The organism is Blautia sp. Sow4_E7, from assembly GCF_052116245.1.
Taxonomy (GTDB): domain Bacteria; phylum Bacillota; class Clostridia; order Lachnospirales; family Lachnospiraceae; genus Blautia_A.
Genome location: NZ_JBQKLL010000015.1, coordinates 28,240 through 52,000 on the forward strand (window position 1 = coordinate 28,240; position 23,761 = coordinate 52,000).

Sequence of the window (23,761 nt, forward strand, 5' to 3'; positions counted from 1 at the left end):
AATAGGGAATTCCAACGGAATTTCCTATTACATAAAAAAACGCCGCACAAGAATGATCTCATACGGCGTTTTGCCAAAACCTATGTTAGCTTGTTTCTCAGATCTGAATAGTTCGTCCCAGCTCCGCAGAAGTTCTGTGGGAAATAGAAATAACCGTACGGTCTTTTGCCACACGCTTCAGCGCTGCCAGCACGCTCTTCTCTGTCTCTGCGTCAAGGTTCGCAGTAATCTCATCCAGAAGCAGCATCTTGGGCTCTGACACAGCAGCTCTGGCGATGGATAACAGCTGCCACTGTCCCTGGGAAAAAATCTCCGGGGTACAATATGTGTCATAATCATTTTCCAGACTCTCAATTGCCTCTTTTAATCCGGTAAGCTCTGCCACTGCCTTTACCTGGCAGTCTGAGATCCGCCCATCAAATAATGTGATCTGATCCCGCACCGTTCCAGGCACCATGTGAAACGTCTGCTCCACATAGCCAAAGAGCGTTCGTCTGTCCCCAGCCTTCACAGCTGTTGCCGGAATCCCATGGATCAGCACTTTTCCCTGATCTGGCTCGTAAAGGCCAAGGAGCAGTTTTAATATGGTGCTTTTTCCTGCGCCGGTGCGCCCAAGGAGTGTCACCTGATCGGTGTCCAGCACCTTGAAATTCAAGTGTTCCAGCACCACATGCTCGTCATAGCCGAAGGTCACATTCTGAAATTCCACAAAGGGAACCTCATCCTCTCCAGACTTCCCAACCACATTCACAGCTGCCGCATCTTTGGCTGACTCTGAAACGCCTTTATCTGCAACTGACAGTTCTTTCACTTCCTGCAGTCCATCTTTCTTCTCTTCCAGTCCAAAGAATTCATTAATCCTATGGATTCCCGCCACCGCAGACTGAATAGTCTGAATCTCCATTCCCAGACTTTCCACGGGTGTAAAGATCTGTGAAATGTAATTAGTCACTGCCACTGCAGTTCCAGCAGACATTCCGAAAAAGGTCAGCACCGTCCTGTTTCCAGATGCGGAAAGCAGCATCACAGCCGCAACCACGACCGCGTTCAAAATCAGAATCACCGGGGAATATACAGCATCATAAAAATTAGTTCTCTCCATAGCTGCATAACTCTCCCCAATATACGTGTCGTAACGCTTTTCCATATATGTTTCCCGGGCAAGGTTGTGAATCGTACGGATATTGTGAAGGGTCTCCGGCACATGCCCGGAAGCTCTTCCCACGGCCTTCCGGTTCTCAATCTGAGCCGCCAGCATATTTTTCTGCACATGTCTGGTAAACCAGAACAGAAATGGCAATATGACAAGCAGTACCACCATAAGGCCTTTATTTTCAAACCAGATCACCACCAGAATACTGATGATCTTGCAGGCATCTGCAAACATACTGATAATTCCTGAGGTAAAAAGATTCTCCACCGTATCCACATCCCCGACAAAACGGGAAACCAAAGTTCCTGGTTCCAACCCGGTCAGATTATCAGAGGTAAGCCTTCCAAATTTCTCCATAAGACTGCTCCGAAGGGCATGGGTGATTTTCTGTCCAAATACAGTCAGAAGACCTTCCCTTGCGGATTCCATGATTCCGGTAAGTGCAAGCATTACAAAATAAAGGAGAATGCTCCAGAAGACCACGTTTTTTCCAGCTGTGATCGTATCTACGATTTTGGCCAGGACCAGCGGAGGAATCAGGGCTGTTACAACGGCTCCTATCACTGCAAGAACGATACCTATGGACAGCCATTTCTGCTGCAGAACTGTTTTCCAGATAACATTTTTCACCTGATTTTTCTTCATTTTGCCGAACCTCCTTCCTCTGTAAATAATTTCTGATACTCAGGTACCCTGGCAAACAGTTCCTCATGAGTGCCCACCACCGTTTTTCCATCTTTCATCCAGATGATCTGATCCATCTGTGGGAACAGATACAGACGATGGGAAATCAGCAGCACAATGCTCTCCCTGGACTGCTCTTTCAAATTAGCAAAAATCTGTCTCTCTGTGCTCTTATCCAAAGCGGAAAATGGATCGTCCAGGATCAGAACCGGTTTCTTATGGCATAGGGTTCTGGCAAGGGCAAGACGTTTTCCCTGACCGCCGGAAAGACGGACACCGCCGTTTCCAACCAGGGTCTGGATGCCATCGTCCATCTCCTTTACTTCCTCATCCATGCAGACCATTTTCAGAAAATCATCCGGATTTTTCTTTTCACCCATAAGAACGTTATTTTCCACGCTGTCATTAAACAGCTCTGGATCATGGCCCAAATAGCCAATGATACTTGTACGCTGGGACGGCTTCATATTCTGAAATTCTTCGCCATCCACCAGGATCTGGCCCTCATATGGATATTCGCACAAAAATGCCTTTCCTAAAGTGGATTTTCCGCAGGCAACCGGCCCGGTAATCCCGATCATCTGCCCCTTTTCAGCTTGGAAAGAAATATCTTTCAGAATCAGTTTTCCGTCTGGGTAAGTAAAATTCAGATGGCGGACCTGCAATTGTTCCACGCTCCGGCAACGGATTTCTGACTGAGCTATCTCCTGTTTTGCCACTTCCCCATTTTCCGGAATTCCGAACACATTTTTCTCACTCTGTGTACTTTCCTCCTGCTTCGTCAAAAGCGGCTTGATCCTTTTCCAGGAAACCTGCGCCTTGTGCACTGCATTAAACAGCTTCGCTGCACTGGAGGACTTCACGTACAGCTTCACAAAACATGCCAGAAATGTGGTAAAGGAAGCAATGGTCCATGTGCTCCAGCCAGTTCCCAACACATTTTTCTGACCGAAATACAGAATAAACAGAACGCCCACCATGGAAATGATCCGATATACCGGCGGCATTACAGAATTCCAGATATTGACCTTTACTGCTGATTTTTCATAAGAAGTCAGATTCTCCTCGTAAGCCTGCTGCCGCTCCTGCTCACATCCGAAGACACGGTATGTAATGGCGTTCTCCGCCCTGTCCAAAGTGGCATTGCTCAGGTATCCTGACTGCTCTTTGTATGCAGCCCCGGTCCTCTGGATCATCTTTTTCATCTTTTCCGCTGTCATATAGGAAATTGGCGGGAAAATCATGCAAAGTAAAGCAAGCCGGAAATCATACCACAAAAGCATCCCTGCATAAGCAGCAAGGGCAACTCCTGTATCAAAAATCTCCGTGGTAAACTTACGCATTCCCTCTACGCAGTCATCCACATCCAGGATTGCCTTGGTCATAATGCTTCCCTCGCCCTCTTCCCGAAGGCTTGCACGGCTTTTCCTTACCAGACTTGCATACAGAATTTCCTTCATTCTGCGGTTTACATTATTTGCAAAACGCCGCACATAAAAACGCTTAATGTATCTGGCAATCTGAACAACTGCAATGGCGATCACATAGCCAAGCACCAGAACCAGCATATCGGAAAACGCTCCCAGCCCTTTCAGGATCTCCACCAGACAGCCGGTCATTTTTCCCTCAAACCAGGGGCCTGCCAAAAGACCGATGTTGTAGATCAAACCGGAGATGGTCACAGTCAGAAGCACCTTCCACTCTTCCTTAAAGTAGGAGATCACCCTGTCCGGCTGGAATCCTCTGCTCTTATTCTTCATCTTCCGGCACCTCATCTCTGCATTCCATCACCTTGCGCGCCACATCTGGAAATCCAGCCTGACGCTGTCGTTTTGATTTCCAGTAAAGGGTATCTAAGGTTTTACAAAATGCCTCTTTTTCATCTTCCGGAAGTTCTTCTAATAACCACTCATAAAAAATGGTCTCAATCTGTGCTTTTGAGTTTTTCAGATCTTCCGCTTTCGCTGTGGCATATAACAACTGGCTTCTGCCGTCTTCCGGATTTGGTTTTCTGATCAGATAGCCTTTGTTCTCCAGGCTGGCCACACGCTTTGCCGCTGCCCCTTTATCAATTTTCAGGGACTCTCTCATCACCGTCTGCGTCACCCCCGGATTGTGCCGGATAAAATGTATCACGTCAAATTCAGCTGTACCGATTCCGTCTTCTTTCATCATCTGTACGGTGAACTTGCTGACTTCACGGGCGATCTTGGTCATTTTTCGCTGAGTACTGTCCATGTATGTCTCCTTTCCCTGGTCTGGTAATCTGAATGCGTCTGGAAAATGATCGAAACTCTGCCAGATATCAGACTGTCAAATTCTTTCTTACGCACATATTAGTTGTACGTTCAACCAGTTAGATGATGGTACAACTAAATTACAATGTCAAGTAAAATAAAAACTAACAGGATAAAATACGCTCTGCATTTTTTCCTCGTTATCGCAGCTAGCCAATTTCCTGTACAAGCACGTACTTGGGCTCACTGCTCAAAAAAAAGGGCTGTGCCCTGCCAATATACATCAGCAGGTTCCACAGCCCTGTAAAACTCTATCTTTTACAAAATAAAATTAACATTTTCCCAATGTCCGTTCCACCAGTCAAAATCCTCTGGCAAACAGCCCGATCACATCTTATCCGGAGCCTCGAATCCAAGCAGATCAATGCTTGTCTCAAGAACTCTCTTGGTCAGCTGCAGAAGACGGATATAGGATTCCTTCTGCGCCTGATTCTCCTCGCTGAGGATCTTTGTCTCATGATAGAAGCTGTTGAATGCGTTAGAAACCTCATAAATATATGCACAGATCTTGTGCGGAGCTTTCTCTTCAAAGGCACTCTCGATCATGCTGCCAAATCCGGAAAGCTGAAGCATCAGGTTCTTCTCACTGCCATTGGAAGCCGGAAGAAGCTCACCAGCTTCAAGGTTACCGCCCTCTTCCACGTAACGGTTCAGAATGGATTTAATACGAACGATTGTGTAAAGGATGTACGGACCTGTATTTCCCTCGAAGGAAGTGAAGCGGTCTACATCGAAAATATAATCCTTTGTCGCCTGGTTGGAAAGGTCGCCGTATTTGATAGCAGCCATACCTACGATCTTTGCCGTATCTCTCGCATCTTTGTCGCGGACACTTCTGTTCTCCACGATCTTGTTGAGCATTTCCTCATCAATGTCAGCGATCAGGTTCTCAAGACGCATAACGCCGCCCTCTCTTGTCTTGAACGGTTTGCCATCTTTTCCATTCATGGTACCAAAGCCAAGGAAAGAAAGCTTGGTGTCCTCTTCTACAAGACCAGTCTTTCTTGCACAGCGGAATACCTGGATGAAATGAAGCTCCTGACGCTTGTCAACGACGTAAAGGATCTCATCCGGATGGAACAGCTTCATACGCTCCACGATGGTAGCAAGGTCGGTTGTGGTGTAAAGGGAAGCTCCGTCAGATTTCAGCAGCATACATGGTGGGATTTCCTTGGTGTCTGTCTCTTCTTTTACATCTACCACAAGTGCGCCCTGGTCCTCATAGGCAAAGCCTTTTTCCTTCATCATCTCTACCATATCCGGAATGTAAGGCTGTGCGTCGGATTCCTTTTTCCACAGGTCAAAAGATACATTTAAGTTTGCATAGTTTCTCTTAAGGTCTGTAACGGAAACGTTCATGATATGGTTCCACAGAGCCATGTAGCCTGGCTTACCCTGCTGAAGAAGGTGAGTTGCCTCCAGTGCTTCCTGGCGGTATGCCTCATCCTCTTTGGACTTGCCGCTTGCACATGGGTAAATCTCCTCCAGCTCGCTGATGGTAAAGGGAGCCTCTGTTGGATATTCGCCTGCAAAATTATCATCAAAATATACAAGATCCGGCTGTCTGTGCTTCAGCTCGGTGATGATCAGTCCCATCTGAAGTCCCCAGTCTCCAAGATGAACATCACCGATCACCTTGTGACCAACAAAACGGCCGATTCTCTTAATGCTCTCGCCGATGATGGCAGAACGGAGATGTCCTACATGAAGTGGTTTGGCAACGTTTGGTCCGCCGTAGTCGATGACGATGGTCTTCGGCTCTTTGGCTGTGTCTGCGCCAAGCTTCTCATCTTTTTCCATCTCTTTCAGATAATCTGCAAGAAACTCTTCGCTGACTTTCAGGTTGATAAATCCAGGCTTTACCATCTCTTTCATGGAAAATACCTTGGACTCTGCCAGATTGCCAACTACGTCGTCTGCGATCATAAATGGAGCTTTCTTATAAGCCTTGGCACCTGCCATAGCACCGTTGCACTGGTATTCGCAAAGGTCAGGACGGTTGGAAACGCCTACTTTACCGTAGGACGGATCGTATCCTGCTTTTTCAAATGCAGCAGAAAGTTCTTCTGCCATGTAGTCTGTAAGTTTTTTCATAAATCCTCCTAAATTCCCTTCTTAGGGAGAATATTTCTGTTATCATTTTCTATCAAAATCATTTCGAAGTAAGAAATTGAATATTTTCAGTTACCAACCACAGATAATAACCAAAATCTATGTTTATTGACAACTGCTATTTTCCAACTTCTATACAGTTACTTTCTTAGAACATGCAATCGCCAGGGAACCATATCCAATATGACATGCCACGCTAAGGGACAGCGGATCCATATGGATCTCCATGCCAGGAAATGTTTCCTGTATCTCCTGCTTCCACTCCTCTGCTTCTTCCGGGTTACCGGTATAAGCAGCCTGAAGGCACATCTCTCCATTCTGGACAAACTGGGCGAAACGTCCGTCAAAATCTGCTTTCATGGCCTTTAACATGGTACGTCTTGCCTGCTTCTTGCCTCTTACCTTGGCAAAGGCATCCAGCTTCTCCCCCTGGATCTGCAGTACCGGCTTCAGGTTCAGAACAGTACCGATGGCAGCCGCCGCTGGTGTGATCCTGCCGCCCTTTTTCAGATATTTCAAAGTTTCCAGGGTAATATAAATACTGGAATTAAATTTCTCTTCTTCCAGGATCTTCTTAATCTCAGCTCCGCTCCTGCCTGCATCCCGAAGGGCGATGGCATCCTCCAAAGACTGGCGCTGGGTGACAGAAATCCGCTGATTATCCACCACATGTACTCTGCCCTCATATTCCTGGGCAAGTCCCATAGCGGTGGCGCAGGTAGCGCTAAGTCCGCTTGACATAGGAATCTGTACGATCTCATCATATTCCTTCAGAAGATTGTCCCACAATCCCATCGTCTCTCCCGGGCTTGGCTGGGAGGTGGAAATGGAAGCGTCAGACTTCAGCCACTGGTAAAATTCCTCCTGACTCAGGGTAATCCCCTCCAGGTACATCTGCTCATTAATAAAAAAAGGCATAGGAATAACAGACACTCCAAGTCTGCGTCCTTCCTCCTGTGTAATGCCGCTGTTACTGTCCGTTACAATGGCAATCTTACTCATTTAATCTCTCCTTATCTCATAAAAAGTCGCCGCTGTCCCGCCATTTCTCAGGCGTTACTGTTCACTGCCAGACCAGTAAACAGCGACTGTAAATCTTCATTCCCCGTTCAGGGTCTTACAGTCTATTATAATACCTGGACTCCCATCTGGCAAACACTTTAGAGAAAACACGGCGAAAAAATGTAACAAAATATTTCTTTTTCTGTAAAATTCTTTTGGCAAAAAAGGAAAAAGGACCGCCTATGCGATCCCTATAAGCAGTGCCGCTGCCTCACATTTTATCATACAGGAGATTCCCATTACCAACCGTTCCGCCTGTGCCATGGTTTTGGGGAACATGATGTACCAGCGGAAGGCCTCCACTGTTTTCTGGATTTTCCCAGGCCAGAAGGAAAAATCTGACCACTTATCCGGCAGCCAGCTCTTTGGAATATCTGATAGCAGTCTCGTGCAAAAAAAGAGACAGATTCCCCATAATAAAATCCTCATAATAAAGCAGCCGCATTTCTTAAGATCAATTCCAGGCCTTTCCTCCTCCCGGCTTCCACTTTGCTTATCTCCGTTTTCAAATCTATACATCCATCTGGAAATACTTATTATAAACATGACAAAAAAAGCCACAGGAAACAGGGGCAGGATCACATCCATCCAACTGTCATCCACCAAGGTACCGGACAATCCGTTTCCTAGGAGAAAATTGGAAGCAGCGCTTTCCACGCTTTGCCCTTTTTTGCTGCGGATCAGAACCTGAGTGCAAAACAGATTTTTTTGTGCTGGACGGATGAGCAGCATATGCTGGCTCCAGAATGCAACACCTCTCACTTCATAAATATCCTCACCTACCATCAGTTGATTTCCCACACAATTTTCACTGCCGAAAAGATCCAGAGCGGTATTTTTATCGATCACGCAGCCATTCTCATCACTTTCTTCCAGCATAGCTGCCTGCCGGTCATACAGCGCTGCCATTCCTATAATCCCTGTCACTCTGACATTTGTCTGCCTGGAATACCGGGAATTTTTCACAGTCTGTACACCTCCATTACACAGGAAGCAAAGGTCTGTAATTTCGTCTCCCTTTTGGCTGTCCTGCCAAAGCTGCTTCGCCTGGCTTACAGTGGGATAATTGCCATACAGTTCTGCCACCCCGATATCCGTTTTTCCTACATGCACATAATCCTTCATGCCAAAATAAAATAGCACTGACGAAAGCAGCACGGCTGACATTGCTTTCATATATTTCAAAAAACAATTCTTCTTTTTACTATCCATTCTCAGAAATCCTCACTCTGCAGCCGTCCTTCAATTCCCTGTCTGCCTGCACGACCACAGCCTGGTCCGTAGAAAGGCTCCCCTCGCCCAGTGCAGCTGTAGTCTGGTTCTGATCCTGCACTGTAACTTCCAGCTTTCTTGCTGTCATCACGGTGCCAAGCACTGTATTTTCTGTATCAGTAACGTACACATAATCCTTGCCGTCTTCTGAGTATAGTGCCGAAAGCGGGACACAACAAGAATAGGGTCCAGAATCTTTTGATATGGAAAAATCCCCGCTTTGTCCAATAGCCATGCTGTCATCCGGCAGTAAGATTGACAGATCACGAATATCATTATCCTCGTCATTTTCTGTGATATTTTCCACAGTTACACCAGAAATATCATTATTGTTATTATCTGTCAGTTTTACCTCAGCACCGGCAGACACATATTTCATATCTTCTTTTGAAATGGTGCCTGTCATTCGAAGGGCACCGTCGGAAGAATACAAAACTGCAACTGCCGTCTGTCCGGTGAGGTCTCCTGTCTGCACAGCCAGGTTTTTGATCACGCCATCCGTGGGGGAAGCAATGATTCCATCCGTGTTTTGAAGTGCTGTAACTTTTTCCAGGTCAGCCCTGGCATTTTCCAGCTCCCGCCTTACATTTTCCAGGCTGCTGTCAGAAGCCTCCGGCGCACTGGCATCCGCAACTGCTTTTCCTGCACTAGCCAGTGTCTGGTTTCTTTCTGCGATTGCCTCATTCAGTGCCTCCTGTCTGGCGCGCAGATCAGACTGGAGGGCAGCTTCTGCAGTGGAATCATCTTCCTGTGCGATAGCGGTCTCACCATCTGTAAAATCTTCCTCTCCATCTGTAAATCCACTTAAGTCATCCCCGGAAGTTTTAGCTTCTTTTTCCCGGTAAAATTCATCCAGACGCTGCTGCGCTGCCTGGAGTTCTTCTCTTGCATTATCCACAGAAACATTTCCGCTCTGCACAGCAAGATCGTAAGAATTGTCCGCCCAGGCCTGCTCTGACGCACGCTTCTGGCTGTTCACCTTGTTCTGGCTTTCCAGGTCCTTTGCCTGTCCCTCCAGAGTTTTTATTTTATCCTCCAGGTCCCTGGCAGCATCCTCCATACTCTCCCGGGACAGCTTCAGCAAAGTATCTCCTTTTTTCACCGTCTGTCCCTGATGCACCAGTGCCTGCTCCACCTGCAGGTTTTCCAGCACAAACACAGCCACTTCCTGACTTCCCTCCACTTTTCCAGTGCCGCTTACCTCATGGGTGATCACCTGATTGGATGGATTCTTAGTCTGGATCTGTATCACATTTACGGAATCCGAAACTCTTGATAATATGGTAAAAATCAGCATAACTGAAAAAATATGCCAGCTGCCTGAATTAGTTTTTTCTTCATGTCAATCTCCCTTTTTAGAATTGTTGCTTTACTGCCCCTCTCGTTTCTATTCCTTTACCGCCGTGGAAACAATTCCCTGCTCCAGATAGTCCTGTCCGGACAAAAACACCAGAACTGCAGGTGCAAGTGCCACCACCGAAGCAGCAAACCCAAGCCCCGCCTGTTTCAGATCAATATTTGGCAGATATAAGGACAATGGCCACAATTCTTTTGTTTTCAAAAATACCATCGGCTGTTCGATCAGATTCCAGTATTCCAGGAATCCCAGAACAATGGCAGAAATGACGCCAGGCGAGCCCAAGGGGATGGCAACTATAAAAAACAGTCTAAGCTCACCTGCACCGTCAAGTCTTGCCGCTTCCAGAAGCGCCAGGGGAATCCCTTTAAAAAAGCGGTACATAATAAATACGGGGAATGTAGAAAAAACCGCTGGGAAAATAATCCCCCAAAGCGAGTCAAGAAGCCCAAGTTTATCCAGCACCAGATAGTTGCCAAGGAGCATAACCTGAAATGGCATCATCATCAGTGCGATGTACAAGGTAAATACTATATTTTTCCCTGGGAAATCATATTTTGCAAAGCCCCAGGCAGCGGGCATTCCAACCAAAAGCTCACCAAGGAGTGCGCCAGCTGTGATCTTCACCGAATTCCAGAACATCACAAAGAATTCCGGGGAGTCCAGAAGTACTTCCACATAATGCTTCAAAGTCGGATACTCTGGAAATAGTTTCCAGGAAGCATATCCTTTACTGCCCTCCTGCATTACGGGAAGGAGCAGACCGGTAAGTTCGTTTTTCCCCATAAGGGAACCGACTGCCAGAAACAAAACAGGGAATACAAAAATAAGGGCCAAAAAAGCGAGGAAAAAATAAGTTATCTTTTTCATTTTCTAATCCTCCCTTTCCCATGCTTTTTGCAATAAGAGGACCAGAACCATGATCGTGATTCCAGTAACCACCGCAGCCGCAGCCATTTTATCCATGGCAAGGTCTCTGTACCAGTTATTGAACAGATGCTGGAGAAGATACATATTCTCCTGTGGATAATCGCCTGCCACCAGATACGCTTCCCTGAACACTTTGAAGCCATTTAGAAGTGACAGCACCACAATGGTAAAAAGAGATGGCAGAAGGTTTGGACAGGTAATCCTGGTGAAACATTTCCAGATGCCAGCACCATCTACCTTTGCAGCCTCATATAGAGCTGTCGGTATGGTAGAAAGCCCTGCCAGCCACAATACAATGTCATAGCCTAAGTTTCTCCAGATATAGCTGATCACCAGCACCCAGAAAGAAGCCTTGGTATTCAGCCAGTCGATGTGTTTCCACGACAGCAGGTCCAATAAATGGTTCAAAAGTCCCTGTCCATTAAACAGGACTTTCCATAAGATTGCGACGGAGGCAACCGGTATGGCCATCGGTAGCAAAAATGCTGTTTTGAGCAGCTGCTTCTGGTTCTTTCGAAGTCCATTTAATAGGATAGCAGTTATCAGTGACAAAACTACCAGAAGAGGAATACAGATTCCGAAAAACCGAATGGTATTTTTCCCAGCCAGCAGAAATGCCTGATTGGAAAATATCATCTGATAATTCTTAAGTCCAATAAATGTCCCATTCACAGCCCCGAAGAATGATCTGCGGATCACATCCACATAAGGGATCAGCCAGAACAGGCAGACACCTGCCAGGCTTGGGAGAATAAATAAAATGCCTGTAAGGGCATGTTTTCGTTTCACGATAGGTCCTCTTTTCATGATAATTCATTGAGCAGGCTGTCTTTTTGTATTTTCATTTCAAACTGCTCATCGCTCAATGACATTAAGATAGCAGAGGAATCTCTATTCTTTCTCTAAATTTTTCACCTTTATAATCTCCCCCACTTCAAAATAATTAGAGAAATTTTAGAGATTTACGTATATAATAAATACCAGATTGCAGACTGGTGTGTTATGTCCACCAATGGACCGTCCTCGGTTGCGGAGGGCATAGAATGAACAGCTAGTACAGCATAAATTAAGTTTCTGCTACATTGACGCAGGATGATTTCTTCGTATGCAAGGCGGAGGAAGGAGGCGTAGCGGTGGCTACGGCGACTGACGACAACGCAGCATATGAAAAATCAGACAAGTCAATGTGGCAGTTACTTAGTTTATGATGTACTAGCTATTATGAAGGGAGTTTCCTATGCGAATTTTAATCATAGAAGATGACAAAGACCTGGCGCAGCTGACAAAGCTGGCACTGGAAAAAGAAAATTTTACAGTAGACGTGTGTCTTGACGGAGCCGAGGGGCTTTATTATATGCAGGAAAATATGTACGACCTGGTAATCTTGGACCGTATGCTGCCCTCCATGGACGGCACCCAGGTTCTTAAAGAATCCAGACAAGCCCACATCTCCACCCCTGTCATTTTTCTCACTGCACTTGGAGAACTGGAGGACAAGGTCACGGGCCTGAACTGCGGCGCCGACGACTACATGGTGAAGCCCTTCGCTTTCGAAGAGCTCCTGGCACGCATCCGCAGCATTCTGCGCCGCCCTGGAAAATGGGGTGACCTGAATCTCTTGAAACTAGGCGACATCTCTTTTGATCCCGAATGCGGCCGCCTCACCAAAGGCTCCAAAGAGTGCACCCTCTCCGGCCGCGAAAGTGCCCTCCTGGAAGTTTTCCTCCGCAACCCCGGCCAGGTTCTCCCCCGCCCCCTTCTCCTCTCCCGGGTCTGGGGCCTTGACTCCGACGTAGAAGACGGCAACCTTGACAACTACATCCACTTCCTCCGCCGACGCCTAAAATCCGTAGACAGCACCCTGTCTTAAAAAACCGTCCGCGGCGTCGGCTACCAGCTGGATGTATACCACTAAAAAAAATACCATGCTGAGCATAGTCTTTACCTTCAACATGGCATTTGCATTTTTCCTTTTCAACAACCAGCGATTTTGCAATGTATATTCATGTAGCCGTGCATTTCAGGAGCGGTTTTAGTGGAGGTGAGATCCGATGGTTACGTAGACTTAGGCGCGAAGGCTTTCCTGAGCGTCTTAGTCGTAGTTACCAGCTAGCTCACCGGAACGCCTGGACGCACGGCGGTGAATATACATTGTAAAAGCGCGTCCGGGAAACCGCCCCCTATTTTTCTTTCGGCAGCTTTATCACAAACGTACTGCCTCCTCCCGGCGTATCTGTGATCCGGATACTCCCCTTATGTAAGGTCACGATCTCCTTCGCAATGCAAAGCCCAAGTCCAAAATGCTGCTTATCCTTCCTGGCCGAATCCTCCCGATAGAACCTCTGGAACACCGCCTCCTTATTCTCATCCGGAATCCCCGGTCCATTATCCTGCACGTAAATCCTGAAATATTTTTCCTTTTCTTCTACACCAAGTTCCATCCTCCCACCTGCTGGCACATAACTCGCTCCATTGTCTAAAAGAATCCTCAGCACCTGACTCAGCCTTGCACTGTCACACTTACAGATGGATAATGGTTCCTCCGGCAGCACCACCTTCAGGGAAATCTTCTTCTCCCGCAAAATCGGCTCATACTTCTCATAAGTCTCCAGAAGCAGGGTATCAAACTCACAATCTGTCTTCATAACACTCCATGATTTATTGTCCGCATTAGCAAGAGAAAGCATATCCCCGATCAGCCGTGACATCCGGTTCCCTTCGCTCTTTATGGTCTGCAAAAGCCTTCCCGTCTCCCCAGTCCCCTTTTCCATAGCCTGTACACAGGATAGGATCACAGCCAGCGGAGACCGAAGCTCATGTGACGCAGAAGCAATAAACTGTGTCTGCTTCTTCCGGTTCTCTTCCAAAGGCCGCAGCATTTTCCCATTGTTCAGGATCCGGAATTCCACTCCATATTCCAGCTTCGCCTCCAGAATCCATTTATGAGAAAGAATGGTCTGATTTTCCAGGTAAGCTACACAGGAATTTCCATTATTCAAAAATCTTTCATAACTGTTGCGGACAAGTCCCCGCTCAAAAATCGCAAGACTGGCAACCGCCATCAGGATCAGGATCCCACTTGTGATCAACGTAGAAAATATTGTCATTTGCCTGTGCAGCTTTTTAAACATCTTGAACTCTCCATACTGCGTCATAGCTTCTGCTTTGCAAACTTCTATGGCGTTTCTCTTCCTGTTTACTATTTTATTTCGTCATTTTCCAACTACCAGATTATTCCGCCAGATACAGGTTCACCTGCTGTATCACCGCATTTGCCGCCTCATCAAGACCGATTTCTCCATTCAGGCAGCGTACTCCGTTCTCGCAGACTGCACTGGTGATGATCGCATTGTCCAGGATCGGAGTTGTCAGTGTTTTTCCCAGCTGCTTAAATGCCTCCACTTTATCAGCTGACGGCACCTTGATCTCATAATCCAGTTCCTGTCCGGTAACATTGTTGCTGGTTCCTCCGGACGCCAGCACTTTGCCTTCTTCCCCCTGTTTCCAATAATCCTCTCCATCATACACCTTCTCCACAACCGGCAAGCCATCACTCTTTGACAACAGCTGCCCTTCTTCGGAAAACAGATACTGCACAAATTCCAGAGCTTTGTCCTTCTCTGAGGATTTGGAACTAACGCCGATCTTATTTATGGGAATAAAGCAGTTGGATACCTGCCCATTCCAAAGCTCATACTCCTGATTTTCCAGCAGATCAGCAAAAGATGTCACAGTTGCAAAATCATAGGGTGAAAAAACGCCGCCAACTGCAAACAAACTTGTTCCGGAAAGGGCTGCAACATTTTCCCCTGCAGTTCCATAGCTCCGGTCATACTCTGGCGTCTGGCTGTCATCAAAAGCCTGCGGATAAGCAGCCTTCATCTGATCAACTCCATCCTTTCCAGCCTGGTAGATCCTTCCCATCTGCTCCAGAAATTCCTTCACCTTCTCTTCATCCAGGGTTCCGTCCGTCTTCATCCATGCTGCTGAATTATTGTCTGCAAACTGCTCCAAAAGCGTTTCCGGGAACAGTCTCCACATCTTCTTTCGCTCCCTGGATCATTGGGATTCCGAATTTCACCGGCATTTCATAAATACTGCCATCCTCTTCTGTATACGCCTCCTGAATATTGGAAAGGATTCCTGCCTCCTTCAAAACACCGCTTAAGTCCTCCAGCATTCCCTGTTGGATATAAGTTTCAGAAGAAATCCCATCCATGATCAGAATATCCGGGCCTTTTCCTGCCATGATTTCTGTGTTCAGAGTTTTTAAAGCGTCTGTACGGGTTACCCCATCATCCCCTGACATTCCTGTTTCCAGAGTCAGATAAATATCCGGATGTTCCTTCTGGAACATGTCCACAGCCTGCCGAATGCTGGAATTACTCTCCAGGGAATAAATCGTCAGTTCTGTATCCGGCACTGTGGGCGTGTCCGCAGAGTACGTATAGGAAAACAGTTTTCCCTCCATATCACTGGAATCATAATTAACCTCGCCTATATAAATCTTTCCGTCTTTGTCCTGCGCCATGCAGTTAAAAGCCTTGTTGGTGGAACTGATGGAATTCAGGCTTCCATCGATCACCTGCTCGACCACGTTGCCTCCAAAGGCATAGCGGTACAAGCCAGTACTGTCTACATAAAACAGAGTGCCTTCCTCGTCTCCATCCATAAATATTAAGGACGTGCCAGAAGAATTGCCAAATTCCAGATTGGAAGGGGTCTTTTTCAGCTGCTCCGTCAACGCGTCCCCACCCTCGGCTGGCTTGCCGGAAGCAATGTCATAATAACGGACGTCTCCATCTCCAATTACGATCAGATACTCCGAGGTTACTCCCATATAATCTGTGTGCTTTCCTTTCTCGTATTCATGAACCACACTGCCATCTGCCGGGTTAATTTCCAGAATTCCATTTCCCATAAGTTCCAAAAACAGATTGCCATTTGTCCCGATTGCCATATCCCAGGAAAAACTTCCAGACACATCATTTCCAAGTTCCAGCTTTTTCCCTTCCCCGCCAGCTGGGCAATAATAATAATCCATGTCCACTGTACCGTTATCATCCTCAGGCTCTATAAACACACCGCCCAGAATGCTTCCGTCTCTCCCAAGTGCTGCTTTATAAAAAGAAACACCGTCCAAACCGAAAAGGCTTGTAAGAGCTTTCCCCTCGTCCCAGGTTTTGCCCTGATCAGATGACTTATAAAGAGACAGTTCGTAGTCACTGTTTCTTGCGATCATCTCCATACTGCCATCTTCCATAATCTGCAGGCTGGCAACCTCCGTACAATCTTCCGGTACCGCCAGTTCCTCTTCCAGATAACGACCCATTGCTTTGGAGTCTCCAGAGTTTGCTGTGTCATTAGCCGTGTTTCCGCTATCATGCTGAACGTTGTCTTTACTTCCATCTGAGGTACCGCAGCCTGTAAGACTTCCAGCTCCTACAGCTACCAGACACGCAGCCACAGAAACCGACAGCAATCTTTTTGCCGTTTTATATTTGTGCATGTTAAAATTCTCCTTCCATTGTTAAGGTTTTATTCAGAATCAGCTTTGCATCCTGCCTGTCTGCAGGGAATACTCCGCCTCTGTATAGCCATAACCTTACCAAAGGAATCTCTATATAATCTCTAAAACAGTATAACATGTCCCACGAAAAAAAGAACAGCCAAAGCACAAATCATTTTACTTTGCGCTTCAAGCTGTTCATTTTTATAACAATATTAACATTTATTGCAACTGTTCCGTGTCTTCACAGTTACCATTTATTCACTTCTAAGTGCATCGATCGGGTTCAGGTTGGCTGCCTTCACAGAAGGAAGCAGACCGAAGATAATTCCGATCAGCATAGAGAATACTACAGAACCTACAATAGCAGGAACGCTGATGGCAGTAGGTGAACCAGCCACCCTGGATACGATCTTGGAAAGTCCGATTCCAAGGATCACTCCGATAATACCGCCTACGCTGGTAAGTACCGCTGCTTCTGTAAGGAACTGTCCAAGAATAACCTTCTTTCTTGCACCGATTGCTTTCTTCAGACCAATCTCTTTGGTACGCTCGGTTACAGATACCAGCATGATGTTCATAACGCCAATACCTCCAACCAGAAGAGAAATACTTGCGATCCAGATCAGCTGGGAATTGGTGCTCTCACTTAAATCCTGAAGATCCTTTACACGCTGCATAACATCATCAGCCTTATACTTAAAGCTGCTGCTTCCGCTTCCAGTAGTGCTGATCGATTTGTTCAAGATCTTCGCAACTGCAGAACCGGCCTCACTCATGTTATCCGTGCTGTCAACCTTGATGATGGCATTTTCCGGTTCATCAAACTTATAAGAAATAGGCCAGCACTTATTGGGAATCATTACCGTTCCGATCACGCTCTCATAGTAACTGTCAAAATCACTTGGCGTATCCATATTCGGAAGGCTGTCTGAGGACTGGCGCACAACCCCAACCACTGTATAAGGCTCTGAGCCGATCTCAATGATCTTTCCTATGGGATTTGCCCCTGGAAACATGGTGTCTGCAGCATAGCTGTCTATCAATGCAACCTTGCGGAAACCATCGTAATCAGCCTGTACAAGACCTCTTCCGGAACGCACCTGATAACCACAGGTATCCAGATAATTCATATCAATGCCGTAGACCTTACCGCCGGAAAAACTGGTGTTCTCATAATAAACATTGCTGTTGTAATCTGTTCTGCTGTAAAAAAAAGTTGCATTTTCTACATGGTCTGCTTTTAACACTTCATCCTTCAGGCTCTGGCTCAAAAGAGGCGTGGAACCTGAAGAACCGCCATCATAATAATCCACACTATATGCACTGTCACCCTGTGACAACGTGATATTCACTGTGTTGTTTCCGGAACCGATCAGATTGTCTTTGATCTGCTCACTGGTTCCCTTAATTGTGGAAACAATGGCAATAATGGATGCAATACCAATGATAATACCCAGCATTGTAAGGAAAGATCTCATCTTGTGTGACCAGATTCCCTGGAATGCCAGACGTATATTTTCAAACATGAAATCCCTCCTTAACCAAGACCGCCGTATGATGTGGTGTCATATCCCATAAACTCATCCAGTGATCCTTCTTTTGTCTTCATACCTTCTTTTACAGATTTGGAATAAGGGAATGCAATTTTGTCATCCAGGGATAATCCACCACTGACCAGCACATAAGTACCACCGTTTACATTCTCCTTTACCTTTACGATCTGTTTCTTCAGCACACCGTTATTATCCTTATATACATAGCTCACACCGTCTTCTGTACGCACAAACGCCTTGGAAAGCACAATGCCGTCTGTACTCTGGGTCTGCTGTTCCAGCTGAATATCTACCCAGTCTCCTACGCTTACCTGGGCAGAATCGTCTGTGATCTTGGCTGTGAAGGTGTAGGAGGATACATTTGGATTGCTGTCTCCATAATAATAGGAGTTGTCTCCATCTACTGCATAATCAGATACCTGTACCACCTCTGCCTCAAAAACCATATAACCATTTTCGCCATAGGAATTACAGGTCAGCATAGTGCCCTCCTGTACCTGGTCAAGCATCAGCTCACTGACAGTTCCCTGTACATAATAGCCATCTTTACTCTTTACCATCATAAAAGCATCGGATTCTGAGTTGGTTCCGGTAGCGGCATCACCCACGGTAGTTACAATACCATCCAGCTTACTTGTGATCAGCTGTCTGTCCGCTTTTTTCTGAAGCTTGCTGATGTTGATCTCGCTCTCCTGAATGTCCAGTTCCAGACTGGCGATCCGTTTTTTCTGGATCCTAATCGCTTCCGAACGGGATAAGGAGGAACTGCCTCCTCCGCTACCATTGTCGCCTGGAATAACGGGATCATCATTTCCATTGTCATACTGCATGGCGCCTTCCAGTGTGAAATCCATTTCTGCAAAACGGTCCACTGGATTGGACAACATGTTTCCATCAATGAGATAATAGCCGGTACAGGATGCTTTCCTATTCGTATAATCTCCAATGGTATCATTCTGGTGGAATTCCAGCAGATACCAGTATCCGCCCGGATGAAGCAAAATGGTTCCATCTGCATTGTAACCAGCCATCTTGTTCAAAAAAGCTCCTGTTACGTTTACCTTTGCCTTCGCACTGGAGCAAAGATACAGATAAGGATTCTCCTTTGTTCCACTTCCCTGATAAGGTGTGGTGTCATAATCCAGGGTAAGATAGAATGGTTCGTCGCCATCTACAAAGCCCTCATTTCCTCCCAGGGTAGTGTCTCCGCCCGAATTAGAGCCATCCCCGTTTGCATCAGATATAAAACCATCCTGGCTGGAATCGGAATCTCCGCTGCTGAATCCGTCATTTGACGGTTCCTCATAGAAATCAGAGGCAGTGCCGGAATCCACAGCTGTGTCCCCATCTGTCTCTCCTGTGCCGTCTGAAGCAGTTCCGCTGTCGTCTGCGCTTGTCATATCATCTGCTGCCGCTTCGCCTGTCATATCTGTTTCTGCACTTCCTACTTCCTGGCTGTCTGCAAATCCGTCCGTCACAGCTGCCAGAAGCATAGGCTGCAGAACAGCTGCCAGATAATGGTCGGCTGCTGTCACATTTGCAGAAGACATCTCATCATCCCCCAGAGAATCATCTCCCGAATCCGTTCCGGAATCAATACCGGAATCATCTCCGGAATCGATCAGATTATCTGCGGAAGACGCATCAGAATCCAGAATCGGACCGCCATTTTGGAGACTGGTAAGCCTTTTCTTCGCTGTGGCAAGATCCTGCTGCTGCTTTTCAAGCTTCAGCTTGGCTATATTCAGTTCCATCTCTACAAGAGTCATATCAAAAGAGATCAGTTTATCGCCGGGTTTCACTTCATCTCCCTTGCTCACATAAGCTTCCTCAATGATCATATCCTTATCTACGGTAATCCGCTGTGTGGCATTTGCGTATACATTACCGCTTAATATGGTGTCGGAATCATATCTCTCACCGGCAAGGTCACTGACACTTGCTACCAGAACCTCCTTCTGGCTTCCCTTACGCACATACATAAGGCCGCCGCCAATACCAGTTCCCACAAGGGCCGTGATCACCACGCCTATAATAACTTTTTTCACTTTTCCCATGGGATCACCTCTTTTCCTGCAGCTCACCATCACGGATCATAACCACCCGCTTGGCATGTGCTGCGATTTCTGGATCATGAGTGATCATAAGGACGGAAACACCTTCCTCATTCAGCTTCTGGAAAAGCTCCATAACCTGCTTGCCAGACTTACTGTCCAAAGCTCCCGTAGGCTCATCTGCCAGAAGAAGCCTTGGATTGTTTACAATGGCTCTGGCAATGGCCACCCTCTGCATCTGTCCGCCAGAGAGCTGGTTCGGCCGGAAATCCACACGGTCTGCCAGGCCAACTCTGTCAAGTGCTGCAAAAGCACGCTCCCTGCGCTCTTTCTTGGGAACATGTGCGTAATTGAGCGGCATCTCTACATTGGATATGGCCGACTGTCTTGGCAAAAGATGGAAGCTCTGAAATACGAACCCAATCTTGTTCAGCCGGATATCTGACATTTCATTCTCCGAACATTTGCTGATATCCTGCCCGTCCAGAAAAAAGGTGCCCTTGGTTGCCTGATCCAGACAGCCAATTATGTTCATAAGTGTGGACTTACCAGAACCAGAAGGACCCATGATGGCTACATACTCGCCCTCTTCCATGGAAAAATTTACGTCCTTTAATACTGGGACCGTCATTTTCCCCTGCTGGTAATCCTTATAAATTCCTTTCAGCTCAAGTATCATCCTGCTGCCTCCGTATCTTCAGAACCGTACTGTCCCGGCTCATCGATGCTTTCGACGGTAAAATCTTCTGTACTGTCATCAAAGGTGCTGTCGTCCATCATGTCTTCCGAATAATCCTCTGAGTAATCTTCTGAATAATCACCATCGATCACAGCATCCATACTTTCATCGATCACACCAGATTCAAAATCCACACTGGAATCCCCTTCATCCACTGGCTCCATAATATCTCCATCCGAGTACGCACTGTCATCCAGATTGGTCTCCATGTCAATATTTTCCAGCTCTTCATCTGTCATCTCAGACATATCCTTAGTACTCATACCTTCCACAAGGCTGTCTGACGGGAATGCAATGCTGTCGTCTTCCGTCAGGCCGTCTGCAATCTCATATTCAGAAAGATTCTCATCATATTGTCCAAGAATAACGGAACGCTTCTCCAGTTTTCCCCTGGAATCCACAGCCCAGACATAAGGACTGTCTGTGTCAGCATCCACAATATAGTATTCCCCAAGCCAGATACCAGTTTTCTGATCTTCCTGGCCTTCATCCATCTCTATGTATACATGCTGCCCCAGCATCAGGCCCTCAGAGGAATCCAGGGTTACATAGAATGGATAGGTACTGGAGCTGGTCGTGTCATCTCCGCTTGACATTCCCCAATAAGAGTTGCTGCTACTGCTGTTAGAGGAATTCTGCTCATCCACAGCGCCCATGGTTCCATGCCAGATCTGGTTCTCATCCACTCTGGAACGGACAAGAACTGCAGAGCCAGGAACTACTGTATTACGGTTCTGCTCATTTACCTGGCCTTTAATACGGTAGGCACCGGTACTGAGGATGGTGATAAAGGCATTATCAGAGGAATCACTTCCATAATCAGAGCTCATGCTGTCATCCAGGGTATCTCCATCGTCGCTTCCCAGCTTGCTGGTATCAATCTTCTGGATCACACCGTCAATCTCGCTTCGCACCTCTGTGTTGGTAGTCGCAGCCTGCAGCTTGTCAATCTCCGCCTGCTTGCTTACCTGGTCATACTCATTTTTCTTAAGATTCATCTTGTTGGTCTCAATCTCAATGGTATAGGAAAGCTGACTGCTCTTATTGGCTTTCTTTTTCTCTTTCTCAAGAGTGGTGATCTGCTCGTTCAGGCTAAGGGCCTCATTCTTCAGACGGTCCAGCGCCAGCTGTGCTTCCTTCAGGCTGTCCTGAATACTGCTCAGATCATACTCAAAAAGCAGCTGTCCTTTCTTTACTTCGTCGCCGGTCTTTACCTTGACTTCTGTAACCGTTCTGCCGCTCTCAATGTTTACCTTCACAGTCTCCTGGGGCTCTACCACACCGGCAAACCGGTTCAGCACGCCGGAGTCCTCTCCAAGAAGGGTGCTGATCTTGGTCACATAGGCCACTTCACCGGAAGCAGCCGACGAATCGGCATAATTCTCTTTATAATAATACCAGCCACCGGCACTAGCTGCCCCAGCGAGAATGATCAGTCCCCCGATGACAAAAACTTTTTTCTTCATGGTTACCTCCTGTACGATAACTCAATGCAATTCATATATAACACGTAAATCATAGCAGATGCCTTCTCTCTTCTGTCATCTGCATTTACCTTGTTTATCATACCAGATTCCAGCCCAAAAAGAAAGTATTCTAAGCCTGTAATCGAAAACAATAATACATTTTTCACAATTTTTTCATTCTTTTTTTAGAAATATCGTATAAGTTTTTGGTATTTTTGACTTTTTTACCGAAAACTGGTATAATAGAGAAGCTTTATAAGCATTTATCCAATAACCCGAAAGGAAAGAAACTGTATGAAGTCAGCAAAATATCTGCTTCCTCTTCTTTTACTTTTTTCCACCCTTTTCTTATGCGGCTGCACCAGCAAGGAAGAAAAAAAGATAGACGAAGTAGTAAAAAGGGAACTGGATCTTCTCAAGAATCTGGATTCCGACACCACACAGAAGTACATCTCCTACCAGGAGCTATTTCCTGAAGAAGCCGAAGACACTACCGATACTTCTGATATAGAAGAAGTCTTTTCCCTCTTTTTCCAGGATTTCGATTATAAGATCCTGGATGTTCACGTAGACAAGGACAAAGAAAGCGCCACAGCGGATCTCCGCCTGTTTACCCTGGATGCCCATGCACTTGCAGAAGATTTTTCCAAGGCCCAGCTGAAGCAGGAAATCTCCCTGGCTGCTGCAGATCAGTCTGATGACCAGACCTTTTCCCTGGAAGACCGCTACCGCATTCTTAGGGAACTGCTAAGTACAAATGATTACCAGACTGTAGAGCGGAATTGCACCATTACCCTCACAGCCACCAAGGAAGATACTGAGAATAACTGGGAAATCAGGCGTAACAATACATTAGAAAATGACCTTGTCGGCGGTCTTATGAATTATCTCACAGATCCGGACATTCTTTCTCCGGAAGACACGCTTACTGTATACTTTGATACCCTAAAAGACATGTCAACAGAGGAACTGGGCAATTATCTGAATGCCGACTCCATTGTAAGCTCCGGGGATTCCGAAAAGATCCAGCTTGCCGATGCACTGGTTGACCAGGTACATTCTTCTTTTGATTATTCTGTAGGAGAAGCCACTGTTTCCGGCTATCACGCCACAGTCAGCGCTTCGATCACAACCTTTGACAGTGATGCTATTTTGAAAAATTACAACAAAGATCTGGATACTTATCTTTCTTCTGTTGATGCCGTGATCGACGGGGCACAGAAGCGCTATGAAAAATCTTACAGCATGCTTTTGGACGTGATTGACAAAAATACGGCTACCAAAACTGTGGAAACCACTTTCACCCTCCTTAACGACGGTGCTTCCTGGAAACTGGAAGATGCCGGAACAGTGTTTGGACAGGCTTTGTTTGGAGGCTTAAGCTCCAGCCCGGTGGAAGATACTGAGGATTCTGATAATTAATTCCATGCTCGCTTGAAGCCTTGGCGACTGCCGCAATAACAAGCAAAATTTGCAGAGTATATCTTATCCTGTTATAACCTAAAAAATCCTGCCTAAAATAAAACCAGGCAGGATTTTTTGTGGAATGTTACCAGTGAACAGTAACATA

General features: G+C 46.4%; 18 protein-coding genes. 2 read left to right on the forward strand and 16 right to left on the reverse strand.

Going from position 1 to position 23,761, the window contains the following annotated elements; all coding sequences use genetic code 11:
* Nucleotides 1-97: 97 nt before the first annotated feature.
* The 9 genes from ACTQ50_RS10415 to ACTQ50_RS10455 form a co-directional block, all read right to left on the reverse strand.
* Entirely contained in the window at nt 98-1,798 is a 1,701-nt protein-coding gene (locus ACTQ50_RS10415) for an ABC transporter ATP-binding protein (protein ID WP_441484142.1), read from the reverse strand.
* Complete coding sequence (locus ACTQ50_RS10420; RefSeq protein ID WP_441484143.1) at nt 1,795-3,597, reverse strand: ABC transporter ATP-binding protein; 1,803 nt, start codon at nt 3,595-3,597, stop codon at nt 1,795-1,797. Before ACTQ50_RS10420 ends, ACTQ50_RS10415 begins: the two co-directional genes overlap by 4 nt.
* Entirely contained in the window at nt 3,587-4,075 is a 489-nt protein-coding gene (locus ACTQ50_RS10425; protein WP_226822460.1) for a MarR family winged helix-turn-helix transcriptional regulator, read from the reverse strand. Before ACTQ50_RS10425 ends, ACTQ50_RS10420 begins: the two co-directional genes overlap by 11 nt.
* Before the next feature lie 386 nt (nt 4,076-4,461).
* On the reverse strand, nt 4,462-6,228 hold the full coding sequence (gene argS, locus ACTQ50_RS10430) for an arginine--tRNA ligase (RefSeq protein ID WP_441484144.1): 1,767 nt from the start codon (nt 6,226-6,228) through the stop codon (nt 4,462-4,464).
* Nucleotides 6,229-6,378: 150 nt separating this feature from the next.
* Nucleotides 6,379-7,248 (reverse strand): DegV family protein, encoded by an 870-nt coding sequence (locus ACTQ50_RS10435; protein ID WP_441484145.1) that lies wholly within the window; start codon nt 7,246-7,248, stop codon nt 6,379-6,381.
* Nucleotides 7,249-7,488: 240 nt separating this feature from the next.
* Nucleotides 7,489-8,493, reverse strand: a complete 1,005-nt coding sequence (locus tag ACTQ50_RS10440) for an ABC transporter permease (protein ID WP_441484146.1) — start codon at nt 8,491-8,493, stop codon at nt 7,489-7,491.
* Between the two features lie 19 nt (nt 8,494-8,512).
* Nucleotides 8,513-9,877: a hypothetical protein gene (locus ACTQ50_RS10445; RefSeq protein ID WP_441484147.1), complete on the reverse strand. Its 1,365-nt coding sequence runs from the start codon at nt 9,875-9,877 to the stop codon at nt 8,513-8,515.
* A gap of 90 nt (nt 9,878-9,967) precedes the next feature.
* Nucleotides 9,968-10,807, reverse strand: coding sequence for a carbohydrate ABC transporter permease (locus ACTQ50_RS10450; protein ID WP_441484148.1), 840 nt, complete (start codon nt 10,805-10,807; stop codon nt 9,968-9,970).
* 3 nt (nt 10,808-10,810) lie between these two features.
* On the reverse strand, nt 10,811-11,674 hold the full coding sequence (locus tag ACTQ50_RS10455) for a carbohydrate ABC transporter permease (protein ID WP_441484149.1): 864 nt from the start codon (nt 11,672-11,674) through the stop codon (nt 10,811-10,813).
* 430 nt (nt 11,675-12,104) lie between these two features.
* On the opposite strand from ACTQ50_RS10455, the gene ACTQ50_RS10460 reads away from it, so the two are divergent.
* Nucleotides 12,105-12,737, forward strand: coding sequence for a response regulator transcription factor (locus ACTQ50_RS10460; RefSeq protein ID WP_441484150.1), 633 nt, complete (start codon nt 12,105-12,107; stop codon nt 12,735-12,737).
* Between the two features lie 310 nt (nt 12,738-13,047).
* Here ACTQ50_RS10460 and ACTQ50_RS10465 read toward each other — a convergent pair whose 3' ends face one another.
* The 7 genes from ACTQ50_RS10465 to ACTQ50_RS10495 all read right to left on the reverse strand — a co-directional run bounded on the left by ACTQ50_RS10465 (nt 13,048) and on the right by ACTQ50_RS10495 (nt 22,191).
* Nucleotides 13,048-13,998, reverse strand: a complete 951-nt coding sequence (locus ACTQ50_RS10465; RefSeq protein WP_441484151.1) for a sensor histidine kinase — start codon at nt 13,996-13,998, stop codon at nt 13,048-13,050.
* A gap of 100 nt (nt 13,999-14,098) precedes the next feature.
* Nucleotides 14,099-14,908 carry a hypothetical protein gene (locus tag ACTQ50_RS10470; RefSeq protein WP_441484152.1) on the reverse strand — a complete coding sequence of 270 codons (810 nt, stop codon included), beginning with the start codon at nt 14,906-14,908 and terminating at the stop codon, nt 14,099-14,101.
* Nucleotides 14,859-16,376, reverse strand: a complete 1,518-nt coding sequence (locus tag ACTQ50_RS10475) for an extracellular solute-binding protein (protein WP_441484153.1) — start codon at nt 16,374-16,376, stop codon at nt 14,859-14,861. The genes ACTQ50_RS10470 and ACTQ50_RS10475 overlap by 50 nt, the downstream gene beginning before the upstream one ends.
* 257 nt (nt 16,377-16,633) lie before the next feature.
* Nucleotides 16,634-17,905, reverse strand: a complete 1,272-nt coding sequence (locus tag ACTQ50_RS10480) for an ABC transporter permease (RefSeq protein WP_441484154.1) — start codon at nt 17,903-17,905, stop codon at nt 16,634-16,636.
* Between the two features lie 11 nt (nt 17,906-17,916).
* The gene (locus ACTQ50_RS10485; protein ID WP_441484155.1) at nt 17,917-19,989 is read right to left on the reverse strand and encodes a hypothetical protein; all 2,073 of its coding nucleotides are present in this window, start codon (nt 19,987-19,989) and stop codon (nt 17,917-17,919) included.
* A 4-nt stretch (nt 19,990-19,993) separates the two neighbouring features.
* Nucleotides 19,994-20,665: an ABC transporter ATP-binding protein gene (locus ACTQ50_RS10490; protein ID WP_441484156.1), complete on the reverse strand. Its 672-nt coding sequence runs from the start codon at nt 20,663-20,665 to the stop codon at nt 19,994-19,996.
* Complete coding sequence (locus tag ACTQ50_RS10495) at nt 20,662-22,191, reverse strand: efflux RND transporter periplasmic adaptor subunit (protein ID WP_441484157.1); 1,530 nt, start codon at nt 22,189-22,191, stop codon at nt 20,662-20,664. The genes ACTQ50_RS10490 and ACTQ50_RS10495 overlap by 4 nt, the downstream gene beginning before the upstream one ends.
* A gap of 294 nt (nt 22,192-22,485) precedes the next feature.
* Between ACTQ50_RS10495 and ACTQ50_RS10500 the strand changes: the two genes are divergently transcribed.
* The gene (locus ACTQ50_RS10500) at nt 22,486-23,613 is read left to right on the forward strand and encodes a hypothetical protein (RefSeq protein WP_441484158.1); all 1,128 of its coding nucleotides are present in this window, start codon (nt 22,486-22,488) and stop codon (nt 23,611-23,613) included.
* Nucleotides 23,614-23,761: the final 148 nt, after the last annotated feature.

Excerpts from the sequence above, each read along its gene's own strand:
- ACTQ50_RS10450 (WP_441484148.1), bottom strand. The coding sequence starts at position 10,807 with ATGAAAAAGATAACTTATTTTTTCCTCGCTTTTTTGGCCCTTATTTTT.
- ACTQ50_RS10455 (WP_441484149.1), bottom strand. The coding sequence starts at position 11,674 with ATGAAAAGAGGACCTATCGTGAAACGAAAACATGCCCTTACAGGCATT.
- ACTQ50_RS10470 (WP_441484152.1), bottom strand. The coding sequence starts at position 14,908 with ATGTGGAGACTGTTCCCGGAAACGCTTTTGGAGCAGTTTGCAGACAAT.
- ACTQ50_RS10435 (WP_441484145.1), bottom strand. The coding sequence starts at position 7,248 with ATGAGTAAGATTGCCATTGTAACGGACAGTAACAGCGGCATTACACAG.
- ACTQ50_RS10425 (WP_226822460.1), bottom strand. The coding sequence starts at position 4,075 with ATGGACAGTACTCAGCGAAAAATGACCAAGATCGCCCGTGAAGTCAGC.
- ACTQ50_RS10485 (WP_441484155.1), bottom strand. The coding sequence starts at position 19,989 with ATGGGAAAAGTGAAAAAAGTTATTATAGGCGTGGTGATCACGGCCCTT.
- argS (WP_441484144.1), bottom strand. The coding sequence starts at position 6,228 with ATGAAAAAACTTACAGACTACATGGCAGAAGAACTTTCTGCTGCATTT.
- ACTQ50_RS10475 (WP_441484153.1), bottom strand. The coding sequence starts at position 16,376 with ATGCACAAATATAAAACGGCAAAAAGATTGCTGTCGGTTTCTGTGGCT.
- ACTQ50_RS10465 (WP_441484151.1), bottom strand. The coding sequence starts at position 13,998 with ATGTTTAAAAAGCTGCACAGGCAAATGACAATATTTTCTACGTTGATC.
- ACTQ50_RS10445 (WP_441484147.1), bottom strand. The coding sequence starts at position 9,877 with ATGCTGATTTTTACCATATTATCAAGAGTTTCGGATTCCGTAAATGTG.
- ACTQ50_RS10500 (WP_441484158.1), top strand. The coding sequence starts at position 22,486 with ATGAAGTCAGCAAAATATCTGCTTCCTCTTCTTTTACTTTTTTCCACC.
- ACTQ50_RS10480 (WP_441484154.1), bottom strand. The coding sequence starts at position 17,905 with ATGTTTGAAAATATACGTCTGGCATTCCAGGGAATCTGGTCACACAAG.
- ACTQ50_RS10460 (WP_441484150.1), top strand. The coding sequence starts at position 12,105 with ATGCGAATTTTAATCATAGAAGATGACAAAGACCTGGCGCAGCTGACA.
- ACTQ50_RS10415 (WP_441484142.1), bottom strand. The coding sequence starts at position 1,798 with ATGAAGAAAAATCAGGTGAAAAATGTTATCTGGAAAACAGTTCTGCAG.
- ACTQ50_RS10420 (WP_441484143.1), bottom strand. The coding sequence starts at position 3,597 with ATGAAGAATAAGAGCAGAGGATTCCAGCCGGACAGGGTGATCTCCTAC.
- ACTQ50_RS10490 (WP_441484156.1), bottom strand. The coding sequence starts at position 20,665 with ATGATACTTGAGCTGAAAGGAATTTATAAGGATTACCAGCAGGGGAAA.
- ACTQ50_RS10495 (WP_441484157.1), bottom strand. The coding sequence starts at position 22,191 with ATGAAGAAAAAAGTTTTTGTCATCGGGGGACTGATCATTCTCGCTGGG.